The 16,923-nt window shown below is 68.9% G+C and carries 14 protein-coding genes; 6 read left to right on the forward strand and 8 right to left on the reverse strand.

Going from position 1 to position 16,923, the window contains the following annotated elements; translation table 11 throughout:
- Nucleotides 1-8: 8 nt before the first annotated feature.
- The 5 genes from IH50_RS0103435 (at nucleotide 9) to IH50_RS0103455 (ending at nucleotide 4,764) form a co-directional block, all read left to right on the forward strand.
- Nucleotides 9-521 (forward strand): protein jag, encoded by a 513-nt coding sequence (locus IH50_RS0103435; protein WP_030857047.1) that lies wholly within the window; start codon nucleotides 9-11, stop codon nucleotides 519-521.
- A gap of 122 nt (nucleotides 522-643) precedes the next feature.
- On the forward strand, nucleotides 644-1,360 hold the full coding sequence (gene rsmG / locus IH50_RS0103440; protein ID WP_030857050.1) for a 16S rRNA (guanine(527)-N(7))-methyltransferase RsmG: 717 nt from the start codon (nucleotides 644-646) through the stop codon (nucleotides 1,358-1,360).
- Nucleotides 1,361-1,651: 291 nt separating this feature from the next.
- Entirely contained in the window at nucleotides 1,652-2,728 is a 1,077-nt protein-coding gene (locus tag IH50_RS0103445; protein WP_073933498.1) for a ParA family protein, read from the forward strand.
- Nucleotides 2,725-3,819 carry a ParB/RepB/Spo0J family partition protein gene (locus tag IH50_RS0103450; protein WP_030857055.1) on the forward strand — a complete coding sequence of 365 codons (1,095 nt, stop codon included), beginning with the start codon at nucleotides 2,725-2,727 and terminating at the stop codon, nucleotides 3,817-3,819. The genes IH50_RS0103445 and IH50_RS0103450 overlap by 4 nt, the downstream gene beginning before the upstream one ends.
- Before the next feature lie 327 nt (nucleotides 3,820-4,146).
- Nucleotides 4,147-4,764, forward strand: a complete 618-nt coding sequence (locus tag IH50_RS0103455) for a GNAT family N-acetyltransferase (protein WP_030857057.1) — start codon at nucleotides 4,147-4,149, stop codon at nucleotides 4,762-4,764.
- A gap of 87 nt (nucleotides 4,765-4,851) precedes the next feature.
- On the opposite strand, the gene trxA is transcribed toward IH50_RS0103455, so the two are convergent.
- From trxA to IH50_RS0103490, 7 genes are all read right to left on the reverse strand, one after another.
- Nucleotides 4,852-5,190 (reverse strand): thioredoxin, encoded by a 339-nt coding sequence (trxA, locus tag IH50_RS0103460; RefSeq protein WP_030857059.1) that lies wholly within the window; start codon nucleotides 5,188-5,190, stop codon nucleotides 4,852-4,854.
- Between the two features lie 43 nt (nucleotides 5,191-5,233).
- Nucleotides 5,234-6,202, reverse strand: coding sequence for a thioredoxin-disulfide reductase (trxB, locus tag IH50_RS0103465; RefSeq protein WP_030857061.1), 969 nt, complete (start codon nucleotides 6,200-6,202; stop codon nucleotides 5,234-5,236).
- 191 nt (nucleotides 6,203-6,393) lie between these two features.
- Nucleotides 6,394-7,311, reverse strand: a complete 918-nt coding sequence (locus IH50_RS0103470) for an anti-sigma factor family protein (protein ID WP_030857063.1) — start codon at nucleotides 7,309-7,311, stop codon at nucleotides 6,394-6,396.
- A complete protein-coding gene (gene sigM, locus IH50_RS0103475; protein WP_030857065.1) occupies nucleotides 7,308-8,033 on the reverse strand; it encodes an RNA polymerase sigma factor SigM in 726 nt (241 codons plus the stop codon). Before sigM ends, IH50_RS0103470 begins: the two co-directional genes overlap by 4 nt.
- Nucleotides 8,034-8,065: 32 nt before the next feature.
- The gene (locus tag IH50_RS0103480) at nucleotides 8,066-9,784 is read right to left on the reverse strand and encodes a protein kinase family protein (RefSeq protein WP_030857066.1); all 1,719 of its coding nucleotides are present in this window, start codon (nucleotides 9,782-9,784) and stop codon (nucleotides 8,066-8,068) included.
- Nucleotides 9,785-9,925: 141 nt separating this feature from the next.
- A complete protein-coding gene (gene murJ, locus IH50_RS0103485; protein ID WP_030857067.1) occupies nucleotides 9,926-12,238 on the reverse strand; it encodes a murein biosynthesis integral membrane protein MurJ in 2,313 nt (770 codons plus the stop codon).
- A 44-nt stretch (nucleotides 12,239-12,282) separates the two neighbouring features.
- Nucleotides 12,283-14,655, reverse strand: a complete 2,373-nt coding sequence (locus tag IH50_RS0103490) for a DUF6049 family protein (RefSeq protein ID WP_030857068.1) — start codon at nucleotides 14,653-14,655, stop codon at nucleotides 12,283-12,285.
- A gap of 199 nt (nucleotides 14,656-14,854) precedes the next feature.
- On the opposite strand from IH50_RS0103490, the gene IH50_RS0103495 reads away from it, so the two are divergent.
- Nucleotides 14,855-16,318 carry a CCA tRNA nucleotidyltransferase gene (locus IH50_RS0103495; RefSeq protein ID WP_030857069.1) on the forward strand — a complete coding sequence of 488 codons (1,464 nt, stop codon included), beginning with the start codon at nucleotides 14,855-14,857 and terminating at the stop codon, nucleotides 16,316-16,318.
- A gap of 61 nt (nucleotides 16,319-16,379) precedes the next feature.
- On the opposite strand, the gene IH50_RS0103500 is transcribed toward IH50_RS0103495, so the two are convergent.
- Nucleotides 16,380-16,826 carry an LppU/SCO3897 family protein gene (locus IH50_RS0103500; protein WP_030857070.1) on the reverse strand — a complete coding sequence of 149 codons (447 nt, stop codon included), beginning with the start codon at nucleotides 16,824-16,826 and terminating at the stop codon, nucleotides 16,380-16,382.
- Nucleotides 16,827-16,923: the final 97 nt, after the last annotated feature.

Raw genomic sequence — 16,923 nt, forward strand, 5'->3', positions numbered from 1 at the left:
TCCATCCCGTGACGGAAGGCACCACCTCCGCCGCTGCCGAGGGCGCAGACACCCTGACCCGCCTGGAGCAGGAGGGCGAGATCGCGGCGGACTACCTGGAGGGTCTGCTCGACATCGCCGATCTCGACGGCGACATCGACATGGACGTCGAGGCCGACCGTGCCTCCGTCTCGATCATCAGTGACACGGGCGGCCGTGACCTGCAGAAGCTGGTGGGTCGTGACGGTGAGGTGCTGGAGGCGCTCCAGGAGCTCACGCGTCTGGCCGTGCACCGGGAGACCGGGGACCGCAGCCGTCTCATGCTCGACATCGCGGGCTACCGGGCCAAGAAGCGGACCGAGCTGTCCGAGCTGGGCGCCAAGGCCGCGGCCGAGGCCAAGAGCAGTGGCAAGGCCGTGAGGTTGGACCCGATGACGCCGTTCGAGCGCAAGGTCGTGCACGACGCGGTCAAGACGGCCGGCCTGCGCAGCGAGTCCGAGGGCGAGGAGCCGCAGCGCTTCGTCGTCGTGCTTCCCGCCTGATCGGCTCTACGTTCCACCGGCCCCGTCTGTTGCGCAGGCGGGGCCGAACTTTGTCAGCCTGATAGTTCTGTGGTTCTGGTGTCGGCGCCCCGTGTCGGCACGGTACGGAAGGACGGTCCCCCGTGACGGAGGCAGCGGAGCTTCCCCCCGCGCCCGAGCAGGCACGCGAGGTGTTCGGAGATCGCTTCGAGGACGCGGTCCGGTACGCGGAGCTGCTCGCCGAGGCGGGTGTGCAGCGCGGCTTGATCGGGCCGCGTGAGGTGCCCCGCCTGTGGGAGCGGCATCTGCTGAACTGCGCGGTGCTCTCGGAGGTCGTGCCCGAGGGGGTGACGGTGTGCGATGTGGGCTCGGGCGCCGGCCTGCCGGGCATCCCCCTGGCACTGGTCAGGGAGGACATCAAGATCACTCTGCTGGAGCCGCTGCTCCGGCGTACCAACTTCCTGACCGAGGCCGTCGAGCTGCTCGGACTGGACCATGTGACGGTCGTGCGTGGCCGGGCCGAGGAGGTCATGGGGAAGCTTCCTCCGGTGCACGTGGTGACCGCGCGCGCCGTGGCTCCGCTCGACCGCCTGGCCACATGGGGCATTCCGCTGCTGCGGCCCTACGGCGAGATGCTGGCGCTCAAGGGCGACACCGCTGAGGAGGAGCTGAAGAGCGCGGCGACGGCGCTGAGCAAGCTCGGTGCCGTGGAGACATCCATCGTGCATGTGGGTGAGGGCATCGTGGATCCGATGTCCACAGTGGTGCGGGTCGAGGTCGGCGAAAGCCCGGGCGGTGTGCGGTTCGCGGCGAAGCGCGCGAAGGCCGCCCGCACGGGACGGGCCCGGCGCCGACGCTGAGGGCCGGACGTACTCCACACAAGCTGCCGAACCCCTCCATGCCGGAGTGTCGCGGCGGTGCCGCCTCGACCGCTGTGCATCGTGTTTCACGTGAAACGTCGCTCACTGCTGCACGGCATCATCAGTCGGGGCCGCGCCGCGGCCGAACCCCGTGACCGGAAGCCTCTCGGGTCGCTCGGAGAGACTTCTGCTCCCGAGGAGACACTGGTCTCCTCAAGAGGTGTGGAGTTGTCCACAGAGGTGGATTTCTCCACAGAACGCCAGGGCTCACTGGTTCATGACCCCGAAGGCATGGGAGGCTCTGTTCATAGCGAGCCTGAAGTCGAGGAGAGTGAATCCTTGCGGTCCGACGCCAACATCGCGGGACCGATGACCGATCCGGTCCCCGGTCCCCGTACCGAGTCGACGGGAGCGGATGTTTCACGTGAAACACCGCCTCCGATGGACGACACTCCCATCGGTCGTGCTGCCCAACTGGCGGTGGAGGCTCTGGGGCGAGCCGGTGAGGGCCTGCCACGGCCCGAGCAGACCCGCGTCATCGTGGTTGCCAACCAGAAGGGCGGTGTCGGCAAGACGACGACCACCGTCAACCTTGCCGCGTCGCTCGCTCTGCACGGCAGCCGCGTCCTGGTGATCGACCTCGACCCCCAGGGCAATGCCTCCACAGCCCTGGGCATCGACCACCATGCCGAGGTCCCCTCCATCTATGACGTCCTGGTGGAGAGCAAACCGCTCGCGGAGGTCGTCCAGCCGGTCCCCGACGTCGAGGGGCTCTTCTGTGCACCCGCCACGATCGATCTCGCCGGTGCGGAGATCGAGCTGGTGTCGCTGGTGGCGCGAGAGAGCCGGCTGCAGCGGGCGATCCAGGCGTACGAGCAGCCGCTGGACTACATCCTCATCGACTGCCCGCCTTCGCTCGGCCTGCTGACGGTCAACGCGATGGTGGCCGGCCAGGAGGTCCTGATCCCGATCCAGTGTGAGTACTACGCGCTGGAGGGGCTGGGGCAGCTGCTGCGTAACGTCGATCTGGTGCGGGGACACCTCAACCCCACCCTGCATGTATCGACGATCCTGCTCACCATGTACGACGGCCGGACGCGCCTCGCGTCACAGGTCGCGGACGAGGTGCGCACCCACTTCGGCGACGAGGTACTGCGGACGAGTATTCCCCGCTCCGTCCGTATCTCGGAGGCGCCGAGCTATGGGCAGACGGTGCTGACTTACGATCCTGGATCAAGCGGTGCCCTCTCCTACTTCGAGGCGGCACGAGAGATTGCGCTGAGGGGTGTCGGCGTCAGCTATGACGCGTCGCAGGCACACCTCGGCGTACGGCAGAACGATCCGAGCATGGTGGAGGGCGTCCAGTGAGCGAGCGACGGAGGGGGCTGGGTCGTGGTCTTGGCGCACTGATCCCTGCTGCCCCGACAGAGAAGACGGTGACGCCGTCCGCGGTGGGCGGCAGCGTCTCCACGTCTTCTGCGACGATGCCGATACTGCCGAACGAGCGAGGGGTGGCCGCCGCGAAGGTGGCCACGCTGTCGGATGTTTCACGTGAAACGGATGAGGCCTCGACTCATGGGGCTGTGCCCGCGCCGCCCATGGGAGCGCACTTCGCCGAGATCCCTCTCGATGCCATCACGCCGAACCCCCGGCAGCCGCGCGATATCTTCGACGAGGACGCGCTGTCCGAGCTCATCACCTCCATCAAGGAGGTCGGTCTCCTCCAGCCGGTCGTCGTACGGCAGGTGGGGCCCGCACGCTATGAGCTCATCATGGGTGAGCGCCGGTGGCGTGCCTGCCGTGAGGCGGGGCTCGAGGCGATCCCGGCGATCGTGCGGGCCACGGAGGACGAGAAGCTCCTTTTGGACGCGCTGCTGGAGAACCTGCACCGTGCCCAGTTGAACCCGCTGGAAGAGGCTGCCGCCTACGACCAGTTGCTGAAGGACTTCAACTGCACGCACGACCAGCTGGCGGACCGCATCGGCCGGTCCCGTCCTCAGGTGTCCAACACTTTGCGTCTGCTGAAGCTCTCCCCGACCGTTCAGCGCAAGGTCGCCGCCGGTGTGCTGTCCGCCGGACACGCACGCGCGCTGCTGTCCGTCGAGGACGCGGAAGAGCAGGACCGGCTGGCCCACCGGATCGTGGCCGAAGGGCTGTCGGTGCGGGCGGTCGAGGAGATCGTGACCCTGATGGGTTCACATCCCCAGAAGGACCGGCGGTCCAAGGGGCCGCGCGCCGGAGCCCGTGTCTCTCCGGCGCTGACGGATCTGGCGACGCGTCTCTCGGATCGCTTCGAGACGCGGGTGAAGGTCGACCTGGGGCAGAAGAAGGGCAAGATCACCGTCGAGTTCGCCTCCATGGAGGACCTCGAACGCATCCTCGGCACCCTCGCTCCGGGTGAGGGACCCGTTCTGCAGAAGAGCCTGGTGGACGACGACTCCGTGGAGACCGAGTCCTGACCTCTCGACGGGGTCGGTCGAGCAGTCGACCGGGTGAACAGGGGCGGGCCGTGTCCGGTGTGTACCGGAACACGGTCCGTCCTTTGCTTTTTGGCGGTATCGATGGAATCGCTTCGTGGATACGATGCGTTCGGACAGGGCGCATCCACCCGGCAGTACCTCTGAGAGCAAGGCAGGGGCCATGCGAATGACGAGCCGCACCGGACTGGTGAGCGCGGGGCTGGGGGTGGGCGCTGTCAGCGGCTTCATCGGTAGCCTGCTCAAGGAACGGAGTGCTCTGACAGCCGCCCGCGAGGCAGCGGGCGAAGGAAGCGAGGAACAGCTTTCATGGGCCGTCGGCTCGTACCGCTCACGCTGGACAACCTTCCGGACCTCCCCCAGCGCTGCCGCTCGTGCGTCTTCTGGGAACTCGACCCCGTCAGCGGCGAGGCAGCGGTAAAGGCGGGCACCTCCGAGGTCGAGAAGGAGTCATGGATCTCGGCCGTTCTCCTGGACTGGGGATCCTGCGGAAGGGTCGTCTACGTCGATGATGTCCCTGTGGGCTTCGTCCTTTACGCTCCTCCCGCCTATGCGCCACGCTCCACGGCATTTCCCACCAGCCCCGTGTCGTCCGACGCGGTGCAGTTGATGACCGCGTTCATCATGCCGGGGTACCAGGGGCAGGGGCTGGGCCGGGTGATGGTGCAGACAGTGGCCAAAGACCTGCTGCGCCGGGGCTTCAAGGCGATCGAGGCGTTCGGTGACGCACGCTGGAAGGAGCCGGCCTGTGTCCTGCCCGCCGACCATCTGCTGGCCGTGGGCTTCAAGACGGTCCGGCAGCACCCCACCCACCCCCGGCTGAGGCTGGAGCTGAGGACGACGCTCTCCTGGAAGGAAGACGTCGAGATGGCGTTGGACCGGCTGCTCGGGGCCGTACAGAAGGAGCCGATGCTGCGTCCCCTCTGATGCTCCTCACACGAATGGGCCGACCCAGATGGGTCGGCCCATTCGTGTTTCACGTGAAACATGTGCCGCCGGTGAGGCGGTCGGTCATCACTTGGCGGCGGTGATGAACTCCTCGAGGTCGCGGACGATCGCGGCCTTCGGCTTGGCGCCGACGATGGTCTTGGCGACCTCGCCACCCTGGTAGACGTTCAAGGTCGGGATGGACATGACGCCGTACTTGGCGGCCGTGGCCGGGTTCTCGTCGATGTTCAGCTTGACGATCTCGATCTTGTCTCCGTGCTCGGCGGCGATCGCTTCGAGGGACGGAGCGATCTGACGGCACGGACCGCACCAGGCGGCCCAGAAGTCGACCAGGACGGGCTTGTCGTTCTTGAGGACGTCCTGCTCGAAGGAGTCGTCGGTCACATGCTTCAGGGTGCCGGCCACAGCGGGCTCCTTAACTGGTCGGTGCGTGAGGTGTGGGTGGGGGTCAGACAGCGGTCTTCTCGGGCTCGGCCTTCTCCTCGTCCGCGAGAGCGGCGAGGAAGCGCTCGGCGTCGAGGGCGGCGGAACAGCCCGTACCGGCCGCGGTGATCGCCTGGCGGTAGGTGTGGTCGACCACGTCGCCGGCCCCGAAGACACCGGTGAGGTTCGTGCGCGTCGAGGGCGCCTCGACCTTCAGGTAGCCCTCCTCGTCCAGCTCCAGCTGGCCCTTGAAGAGCTCGGTGCGCGGGTCGTGGCCGATCGCGATGAACAGGCCGGTCACCGCCAGGTCGGAGAGCTCGCCGGTCTTGACGTTGCGCAGCTTCAGACCCGAGAGCTTCTGGTCGCCCTGGACCTCGGCGACCTCGCTGTCCCAGACGAACGAGATCTTCGGGTCGGCGAAGGCACGCTCCTGCATCGCCTTGGAGGCACGCAGGGTGTCACGGCGGTGGACGATCGTCACGGACTTGGCGAAGCGGGAGAGGAAGGTGGCCTCCTCCATCGCGGTGTCGCCACCGCCGATCACGGCGATGTCGTGATCCTTGAAGAAGAACCCGTCACAGGTGGCGCACCACGAGACACCGCGGCCGGAGAGGGCGTCCTCGTTCGGCAGGCCGAGCTTGCGGTGCTGCGAGCCGGTGGTGACGATGACGGCCTTCGCCTTGTGGACCGTGCCGGCGGTGTCCGTGACGGTCTTGATCTCACCGGTCAGATCGACGGCGACCACGTCGTCCGGGATGAGCTCGGCACCGAAGCGCTCCGCCTGGGCCCGCATGTTGTCCATGAGCTCGGGGCCCATGATGCCGTCCTGGAAGCCGGGGAAGTTCTCGACCTCGGTGGTGTTCATCAGCGCGCCGCCGGCGGTGACAGCTCCCTCGAACACCAGGGGCTTCAGCGACGCACGGGCGGTGTAGAGCGCCGCCGTGTAGCCGGCGGGCCCCGAGCCGATGATGATCACGTTACGGACGTCGCTCACGGCTTGTTTCCTCGTCTCTGGACTGCGTCGGTCGACCGGGGGAGTTTCTTTCGGAACTCTCACCCCCTCCAACGGATCCTAAGGGGCGCGCATTCCCGCCGTGCCCGGGCGCACGGGCACGGCCCGCTGCCGACAGGGAGAAGCGCACACCGTACGGGATACCACGCGGGAGGAAGACGAAGCGCCGGTCGTCAGGAACGCGTGTAGGAGTGCTTCAACAGGACCTTCGCGGTGGCGGCCGCGGACGGGTTGTCCACACAGGTCGCCTCGACGATGTACGCGGTCACCCGGGTGTCGTCCGAGACGTCGGGAAGCACGACGAGCAGCGCGTCCTTCCCTTTGTAGGTGCCCTTCTCGGTGGCGAGCGCGGCGTCGTTGCGGCCGATGCCGTCGCTGACGCACTTGGGCACCGCGGGCTCCTTGAGGACCCTGGGATGGACGGCGTCGGATTCCGACTGTGACCCGAGTGGGTGGACGGTGCCGGGGCCCTTCACCTTCCCTTGGTTCTGTGCGAGGAGATCGGTGACCTGTTTCTCCAGCTTTCCTTCGGAGAAGGTGTCCGAGGCGGCCGTCCGGGTTCCCTCGTCCTGACCGGTGTCGTCGTTCATGGAGGACAGCACCACGGACCCGAGCCCCAGAGCGGCGACCGTGAACACGGTCCCCAGGACGGCGACCCGGCGGCGCCCACCGCGCAGACGGCCCTTGCGTCCCGGTCCGGTCGTGGTGGAGCGGGGGCGCCCGGTCGGCCGGTCCTGGGACGCCGATGTTTCACGTGAAACATGAGCGGGCTCGTCGTCGGGTGACGCGGAAGAAGCGCCGACGGGCTCCCCGGAGGCCTCCGGCTCCGGCGCCGTGGCATGCAGCAGGGCTTCCGCGGCCAGTGCGGCGTCGATGCGGCTCGCCACCTCGGCGGGCATGCGGGGCGGGCCCGGCGCCGTACCGAGCAGGTCCCGGATCTCCTCGAGCGAGGCATGGACGTCCGCGCAGAGCGCGCACTCGTCCAGATGCCGGCGCACGTCGGCGCTCCGGGCGGACGGGAGGAGCCCCTCGGTCAGGTCGGAGATCTCCGCGACGTCCGGGTGCTCCGCCCTGTCTGTCGTCGACGTCACGCTCGCCCACCTCCGCCCTTCACCGCAGCCGGGTCGTTCGATCCTGAGTCCGGCGGATCCGCTTGCCGCGGTTCCGCTGCCGGTGGGACGGACGTCCCCCGCGTCCGGTTCCGTCCCTCCCCCTGTCTTCTGCTCTCACCGGGGCCGTCCGGCCGCAGATGAGTGAGCAGGGGCAGGAGTCTGGCTCTGCCCCGCGCGCAGCGGCTCTTCACCGTGCCGGTGGGCACATCGAGGATGCGGGCGGCTTCGGCGACCGGATAGCCCTGCATGTCCACGAGGACGAGCGCGGCCCGCTGATCGGGCGGAAGGGTGCCCATGGCCTCGATGAGCTGACGGTGCAGATCGTTGCGCTCCGCGGGCGCGGAGGCGGACTCGTGGGGTTCGAGCAATTGCTCCAGACGCTCCGTGTCGTCGACCGGAGCGGTCTTGCGGGAGGCCGCCTTGCGGGCGCGGTCCAGGCACGCGTTCACCGTGATCCGGTGCAGCCAGGTCGTGACGGCCGACTGGCCGCGGAAGGTGTGGGCGGCCCGGTAGGCGGAGACGAGGGCGTCCTGGACGGCGTCGGCGGCCTCCTCGCGGTCGCCGAGCGTCCGCAGCGCCACGGCCCAGAGCCGGTCACGGTGCCGGCGCACGAGCTCCCCGAAGGCGTCGGGGTCGCCCTCCACATGGCGGACGAGGAGGTCCTGATCACTGACGTCGCCGTAGATGCTGTCGTCTGCCATCGGACCCCCTCCCCCTTCGGCTCCGTGGGTTCTCAGCCCTTGAACGTCACTTCGGTGATGGCCTGCTTGTAGCCTGCGTTGCTGTAACCGTCGGAGGGAGCGTACGGCGCAGCGGTGATCCACATCAGGACGTACTGGGTCTTGAGTGGCTTGACTGCCTTGACCGTGAGTGATGTACCGCTGGTGGTCGCGGTTCCGATTTCCTTCATTCCCTCGATCCCTGTCGAGGGTGACAAGGAGTCGGTGGCGTAGAGGTGCACGGTCGTGTGATCACCGGCGTACCGGAGGCCCATCGACGCGGTCGACAGTTCCTGAGGTGAACCGAGGTCGTAGACGATGCCGACGCCGGGCTTGTACGGCGCGAGTATCGGTCCGTCGTTGTACTTCTTCGTGCGCCAGTAGGTGGAGTTGTCGCCGTCGTAGGTCTTGGCCACATCCTCCGGTGCCTGCGCTTCGCCCGTGACGACGTACTCCTGGGAGCCCTGAACGCTGATGGGCTTGGCCGGCTTGGGCTTGTCGGTGCTCTTGTCGCCGCCGTCGGTCGTCTGGGTCTGGTTGGTGTCGTCGGACTGCTTGTCCTGCTCCAGGAGTGCGTCCGCGAGCTGCCAGCTGCCCAGGCCCAGCGCGGCGATCAGCAGGGCAGAGACGGCCCACTTCAGCGCCTTGCCCGTGCGGCTCTGCAGGGGAGGAGGCGGAGTCGGTACCGGCTGGGTGACACCGGGGTGCGGCGCAGGGCGGCCGTAGGTGCCCTGCTGGTACGTCGTGCGCTGGTACTCCGGAGGAGTGGTGAACGCGGGCTCCGGCGGGCGGATGCGGGGCATCTCGCCGATCGCCTTCACCAGTTCCTCGGGCGTGGTGCACGCCGACTCGTGGCGCGAGGCCGTGGCGCCGTCGTTGGCGAGCGCCCGCATGGCCAGCTCGGACAGACCGCGGTGCACACCGGCGCGCACCTGGTCGGGCGGGATCAGCCCGATGTCCTTCGGCAGTCCGGACAAGCCGTAGGCGTCGTTCTCATAAGGCCAGCGCTGGGTGAGCGCCGCGTAGAGCAGAGCGCCGATGGACTCGGTGTCGGTGCGCTGCGGGGTGTCGGAGCTGATGCCACGCAGCGCGGCGTTCACCGCGAGGCCGCGGATGCGCCACTGGCCGGTCGAGGTGCGCAGGACGGCGTTGGGGTTCAGACGGAGATGGGCGAGGCCCTCGCGGTGGGACGCGGCCATGGCGGCCGAGACCTGACTGACCATCTGGTAGGCGTCGTACACCTCCAGTGGTCCGGCCGCCAGGAGCGTGGTCAGTTCGGTGGCGTCGGGGAGCCATTCGTGCACGACGTAGACGACGTCGTTCTCCTCGACGGCGTCCAGGACCTGGACGAAGCGCGGATCGCCCAGCAGGGCGGCGGAACGGGCCGCGGCCAGGACCGACCGGGCGCGCGCGTGATCCGCGGGCAGGATGTGCACGCCGACGGCGCGGCGGAGCTTCTCGTCCACGGCGCGCCAACTGCTGAACCCGTCCAGACGGGTGACGCATTCCTCGAGGCGGTAGCGCCTGGCGAGTTTGTGACCGCTGTGCAGTTCGGGTGGCGAGGTCATCGCGGAACCGTCGGTCCCGGTGCCCTCCTGTGCCTCGTCGTTGTCCGTGTCCCGCTCCCGGTTCTGGGCCACCCCGTCGGCCGTGGACTGGTCCGCCTGTGCGGTCAGCGACTGCTCGCCGCTGTTGTCTGCCACGTCGACGGCAGCTGTGCTCCGTTCGGCCACCGTCGTTCCCTGCCTCCCCATCCCATGCGCGTCGGCCGACGTCCGTCGCGCGCCGTTCGACGCCGAGACCAATTGTGCCCACAGTCCGCCGCTATGCACGACACACAGTGGCCGACGATGGTTGTGCGCCTACCCCCTGGCTCAGCGTCCAAGGCGTCCGCGCACCATACCGACCAGCGAGTTGACTTCCTCGATCCGCATCCGGCGGGCGGCCACGAAGAAGACTCCGAACAGTACGGCCCCACCGGCCAGCAGTGCCGCGAACGAGCCCAGGACACCCTGGCCGAGCGTCTGCACGACCCCGTAGCAGGCCGCGCCGCTGAGCAGTGCGGCGGGAACGGAGGCGATGCACAGCCGGGCGTAGGTCCGCAGCACCCGGGCGCCGTCCAGGTCCCCGCCCAGCCGCTTGCGCAGCCGGCGCCAGGCGACACCGACACCGATCACGTAGGCCAGGCCGTAGGAGGCGGCCATGCCGACCACGGCCCAGCGGGCCGGGAGCACGACGTAGCAGACGCCCGAGGCGATCGCGTTGCCCGCGGCCACGATGACCGTGTTGTAGAAGGGGGTTCGGGTGTCCTCGTAGGCGTAGAAGGCCCGTAGGACGACGTACTGCACCGAATAGGGGATCAGGCCGAGGCCGAAGGCCATCAGCATGTAGCCCATGTTGGTGGCCGCTTCGGTGCCGGAGGAGCCGAACATCAGCGTGCACATCGGGATGCCGAGCGAGACGAAGCCGAAGGCGATCGGCACGATCGCGACGGCCGTGGTGCGCAGGCCCTGGGAGATGTCGTCCCGGATGGCACCGCTGTCGTTCTCGGCCGCCGAGCGGGAGATGCGGGGCAGCAGGGCGGCCATCAGGGAGACGGTGATGATGGCCTGGGGCAGGCCCCAGATCAGCTGGGCGTTGGAGTAGGCGCTGAAGCCCGTTCCCGCGATGTCCGTGTCCTTCACCGACGCGGTCGCCAGCTGGGTGACGACCAGTGCGCCCGCCTGGTTGGCGAGGACGAACAGGATGGTCCACTTGGCGAGCATCGCCGCCTTGCCGAGGCCGTGGCCCTTCCAGTCGAAGCGCAGGCGGATACGGAAGCCGGTCTCGCGCAGGTACGGGATCATCGCCAGGGCCTGGACGACGAGGCCGAGGAGAACGCCGACACCCAGCAGCCGCAGACCCTCCGGCGGGATGTTCGTGACCTCCATCTTCGAGTCCGCGGCGGTGCCGTAGACCCAGATGAAGGTGCCGAGGGTGACGATGATGACGATGTTGTTCAGGACCGGAGTCCACATCATCGCGCCGAACCGGCCGCGCACGTTGAGGATCTGACCCATCACCACGTGAACGCCCATGAAGAAGATCGAGGGCAGGAAATAGCGGGTGAAGGTGACGGCGACGTCGTTGGCCGCGGGGTCGGTGGCGACCGGGACCGACAGCGCGCGCACCAGGAGCGGGGCGGCCAGCCACGCGAGGGCGGTGAGCGCGGCCAGGGCCACCATCACCAGTGTCAGCAGGCGGTTGGCGTAGGCCTCGCCGCCGTCCTCGTCCTCTTTCATCGCTCGCACGAGCTGCGGCACGAAGACGGAGTTGAGGCCGCCGCCGACGGTCAGGATGTAGATCATCGTCGGCAGCTGGTAGGCGATCTGGAACGACTCGCCCAGCAGGGCGAGGCCGAGCGCTGAGACGATCATCGCGGACCGGACGAACCCCGTGAGGCGGGACACCATCGTGCCCGCCGCCATCACGGCGCTCGACTTCAGCAGTCCTCCGGCCCGGCCGCCCTTCTTCGGGGCGGGAGCCGGTTCGGGTGCGGGAGCCTCGGCGACGGGAGGCGGCGTGGCGCCCGCGTAGTGGCCGGGCGTCGAGGCCGCCGGTCCCGGCACCGGCGCGTAAGGCTGCCCGCTGTTCACCGGCGGGTGGGCCGGGTGTCCGCCGCCGTGCTGCCGGGGGTACCCGCCCCCCTGCTGCTGGTCGGGGAAGGCGCCGCTCTGCTGCTGGTCGCGGAAGAGATGGGCGAAGGCGTCCGGCTCGTGGTGCTGGTCGCCGGCCTGGCCGACCAGATCGTCCACACCCACGAACTGCGTGGTGCGCGGGTCGTCGCCGTACGGCAGGTACTGCGTCGGTCCGTCCGGTTCCGGCGCGGGGGTCCGGGCCCACACCCGTGGGTCGGGAGCGTACGGAGACTGCGGCGGCTGCCCGTACAGCGGCTGCTGAGGGGGGTAGGCGCCGGGAGGGGGCGGTGGGTGCGCCGCACGGTCGTAGAGCGCCTCGGCGACCGGGTCCTGGGCGGCGAGGTCCTGCGCCCGGTAGGGATCCTGGTCGTAGGCGTCCTGGAGGTACGGGTCGGCAGGAGGCTGCGGCACCTGGCCGTGCCCGGGCGGCGGACCCTGCGGGGGGTCCGACTCGGGATGGCCCGAGTTGTCCGCGGCATGGCCGCGGTCACCGTCGTACGGCGCGTTCATGGTTACCCCACCTCATCGTCCCGGGCCCACCGGCCACGACATCCTCAACGGTCCACTCTCTCACCCGTGCCGGACGGGCCGGCGTTCTCCGGTGCGGTGTCCGGTGCCGGGTCACTCGGCTGCTCCGGGTCGCCCGCCCCGGAGTCCTGAGTGGGACGCTCCCCGGCGGTTTCCGGGTTCTGCGGGGCGTCGGCGTCCTCGTCCGCCTCGTGGTCCCGCTCCCGGGCCTCACGGGCCGCGGCCCGCTTGCGCTGGGTGTACATCCGGAAGCCGGCGAGGACGAGCAGCAGCACGCCACCGCCGATGACCAGCATCACCGTGGCGGTGATCTCGGTGACCTTCACGTCGAACGTGACGGGCTCGCCGTACTTCTGGCCGTCCTGCGTGTACAGCTGGGCGACCACCGTCGCCCGTCCGTTGGCGTTGGCGGACGTGGTGAACTTCACCGACTGGCTGTGGCCGCCGGAGACCGCGACGGGCTGCTCCGTGTAGGCGTCCCCGTCGATCTCGAGACGGGTCGGGTTGGTCGAGGTGAGGCGCAGCACCAGGTGCTCGACGCCCTGCACCAGGTTGTTCTGCACCGTCACGGGGATGGTGGCGCTGCGGCCGGAGAGTTTCGTCTCCGACTTGTCGATCAGTCTGACCTGGCCGATGAGCGTGTCGAGGTAGGCCTCGACGCCGCTCCGGTAGATCGCGGCCTCCGACTGCCGGCCCCGCCAGGACACGGACATCTCCCGGTTCAGGGCGCGCCCGAACGGGGTCACCACCCGGGACTGGTCGGAGAGGATCACCTTGAACTTGTCGAGCTTGGCCTGGGTCCTGGCGATCTGCTCGAACGTCGTCCGTGGCAGTTCGTGCTTGCGCAAGGAGGAGGGGTACGCGGAGGCCGGGGGGACCTTGGTGGTGGCGGCAGGGTCCGGCTGGGCCTTGGCGGCAGCCACGAGGCCCTGGGGCTCGGACCAGGTGCCGTCCTGGAGGATCGTGAGCGCCTCGGCCATCGCCCGGGCCTGGCTCGCGGACGGCGTGCGCTGCGGCGCGACGACGACACTGCGCTGCTTCCCCGTCTGCAGACCGAGGGCCAGGCTCTGGGCCAGGAACCGCTGCACCGCGAGCGTGGAGGCGGAAGCCTTGGTCATGTCGCCCTGGAACACCGTGGACAGCCGCGCGTCCGCGACGACGGCCGTGGTGCCGCCGCCGATGGGCCGGGGCGCGGAGGGCGTGTACGACAGGCCGGTCTCCTCGAAGGTGTCGCTGCGGGCGATCACCTTGTCGGCTCCGGCGGATGTGGCGACCTTGACGATGGAGGGGTCGACGGCGCCGTCGACGGGCCAGGCGAAGTCCGTGCTGGGCTTGACGTGGAGGATCGCCTCGACGGTGCCGGCGGCGACGTCGGTGGCTTCCTTGAGGTGGCTCAGCGAGCCGCTGACGGAGGTGCCGTTGTGGGCGAGGGAGGCCAGGTCGGGGTCGCCGAACGGCAGCGCGACGACCTCCTTGTCCGCCACGGCCTCCTGCACCTGGGTGAGCCACTGCTTGGCGACCGCCTGGTGGCCGCCGACGACGGTGTCGTCACCCTCGCCGGGGACCTCGTACCGGTCGGTCATGGCCTCGACGGACGCCAGCAGGTCCGGATCGATCACCCAGGTGACGTCGAGGTCCTTGCCCAGCGCCACCATCCGGTCCAGCCGGCCGCCCGGGGAGATCTCCTTGGCCAGGTCGTCGTCGTGGAAGACCGGCGTCTGCTGCTCGTCCGAACGTGTCTCCGCCGTCATGTGGGAGGTGGAGACCAAGGGCCACATGAACGTCGTCTTCGTCTTCTTGCCGGCGTCGTCGGGCTGCCACGGCAGGAAGGTCCGCTGGACGCCGAGGGTCTGCGGCCACGGCTGGGCGGAGGTCTCCCCGGAGAGTGCCACGGCCAGCTGGTAGACGCCGTCCTGTCCGAGGTCCAGCTCGTCCACCGGCACCGAGATGCTGAAGGGCTGCGAGATGCCGGGGGTGAGCTTGTCGAATTCCTCGGCGTACTTGTCGCCGACCTCCGAGCCGAAGACGTTCTGCACGTCGGTGCTGTTCTTGGCGACGCTGTCGATGCCCGAGCGGGTGTCCAGCAGCAGTCCCACACGCAGCCCTACGTGGGCGTCGGTGACGGTCTGCTTGCCCTTGTTGGTCACCGTTCCGGACACGGTGACGGTGTCGTCCTCGGTGGGGGCGGCGGGGGTGAGGGTGTCGACCGAGACGGAGACCGAACCCGCGCCGGAGGCGGCCTGTGTCGCGTCCGCCCCCGCGGCGTCCGCGGGGGGCGCGGCGGGCAGCTGGACGAGTCCCGTCAGCAGGGGCACTCCGGCGAGCAGGGCTCCGGTGCGCCGCATCCAACGGCGGGCAGGTGAGGGACTCGTCCCCTGGAAGTCTGCCGCCTCGGCCACGCGCTCGCCCGTCCCTCGTCTTCGTCAGTAGTGTTCGTCGGAATGTGCGTCCAGGCATGGTAACGATGTGCGCTGGGAGGAAGTGCCGCGGACCGGTCCACAAGATCGGGGAACGTGGGCTTGTCCGTGTATCGGCCGGGGTGTCCGCGCGCGTTATGGAGGAGCCCCCGGTGGTTCGGGCCACGTACCCTCTTCTGTTGTGCCGAACGCCAACGAAGAGACCAGTGCCCTGAGCCAGGCGCAGGACCGCGCCGTGAGTGAACTGCTGCGGGTCGCCCCTGTCGCCGACGACCTCGCCCGCCGCTTCCAGGAGGCCGGGTTCTCACTCGCCCTGGTGGGCGGCTCGGTGCGGGACGCGCTGCTCGGCCGCCTCGGCAACGATCTGGACTTCACGACCGATGCCCGCCCGCAGGACGTACTGAAGATCATGCGGCCCTGGGCGGACGCCGTCTGGGACGTCGGGATCGCCTTCGGCACGGTCGGCGCACAGAAGGAGGCCCGCGTCGGGGACGCCGACCGGAGCTTCCAGATCGAGGTGACCACCTATCGCTCGGAAGCGTACGACCGCACCTCGCGCAAGCCGGAGGTGTCGTACGGCGACTCCATCGAGGAGGACCTGGTCCGCCGTGACTTCACGGTGAACGCGATGGCCGTCGCGCTGCCGGAGAAGCGGTTCATCGATCCGCACGGCGGTCGTGCCGATCTGGCCGCGCGGGTGCTGCGCACCCCGGGCACACCCGAGGAGTCCTTCTCGGACGATCCGCTGCGGATGATGCGGGCCGCCCGTTTCGCCGCCCAGCTCGACTTCGAGGTGGCACCCGAGGTCGTCACGGCGATGAAGGAGATGGCCGGACGCATCGAGATCGTCTCCGCCGAGCGCGTACGGGACGAGCTGAACAAACTGATCCTCTCCACACATCCGCGCAAGGGCCTGTCCCTGCTCGTGGACACCGGGATCGCCGCATACGTGATGCCCGAGCTGCCGGCCCTGCACCTGGAACGGGACGAGCACCACCGGCACAAGGACGTCTACGACCACACACTGATCGTTCTGGAGCAGGCGATGGCCCTGGAGGAGGACGGCCCCGACCTGACCCTTCGCCTGGCGGCCCTGCTGCACGACATCGGCAAGCCGCGCACGCGCCGCTTCGAGAAGGACGGCCGCGTCTCGTTCCACCACCACGAGGTGGTCGGGGCGAAGATGACCAAGAAGCGCATGACGGCGCTCAAGTACTCCAACGAGCTGGTGAAGGACGTCTCGCGTCTCGTCGAGCTCCATCTGCGCTTCCACGGCTACGGCACGGGAGAGTGGACGGACTCCGCCGTGCGTCGTTACGTCCGTGACGCAGGACCGCTCCTCGGCCGGCTCCACAAGCTGACCCGTTCGGACTGCACGACCCGCAACAAGCGCAAGGCCTCGGCGCTCTCGCGTGCGTACGACGGCCTGGAGGAGCGGATCGCCCAGCTTCAGGAGCAGGAGGAGCTGGACGCCATCCGCCCGGACCTCGACGGCAACCAGATCATGGAGATCCTCGGCGTCAAGCCGGGCCCGGCCGTCGGCCAGGCGTACAAGCACCTGCTGGAGCTCCGTCTGGAGAACGGTCCGATGGGGTATGACGCGGCGGTGGCGGCACTCAGGGAGTGGTGGGCCGGGCAGGGGTGAGTACGCGATGAGGGGTGATGTTTCACGTGAAACATCACCCCTCATCAACGCAGATCGACGACTACTTGTTGTCCCCCAGGCACAGAGTGAAGGAGTCGCCGGTCTCTTCCCAGGTCAATGTGGCCGTCGTGCCTTCCACGCTCTGGCATGTGAGCTGAGGGACCAGGGCGCCGTCGGCCTTCTTCAGTACCGTGTGGGTGGCCTTGGCGTCGCCGCAGTCGACCTGGATGACATCCGGGTTGCTGTCGCTCCCCTTGTTGTACATGCAGTCGCCGACCGCCAACTTCTTCGCATCCTCAGCGTTGCGGTTCACGTACCACCCGATGCCCACGGAGATCAGAGCCACGACGGTCACCGCGATGCGCAGGTATTGCTTGATGCCGCGCTTGGGCTGCTGCGGCTGTACTGGGGCGTATGGTGTGGCGCCCGGCTGCCCCTGTGCGTAGGGGTTCTGCCCCTGCGGCTGGTCCTGTGTGAACGGGTTGCCCTGGGGCGGCGGAGTGGTCACTGAAGAGTCCCCCTGGAACATGGATGCGTGGCGCGAAAGATGCGCTTATAAGACGCACGTAAGCTACCGGTCCGCACTGACAACTCCGTAGCCCCAT

Origin of the sequence: Streptomyces sp. NRRL S-37, assembly GCF_000721605.1 — a bacterium.
In the GTDB taxonomy this organism is placed as follows: Bacteria; Actinomycetota; Actinomycetes; order Streptomycetales; family Streptomycetaceae; genus Streptomyces.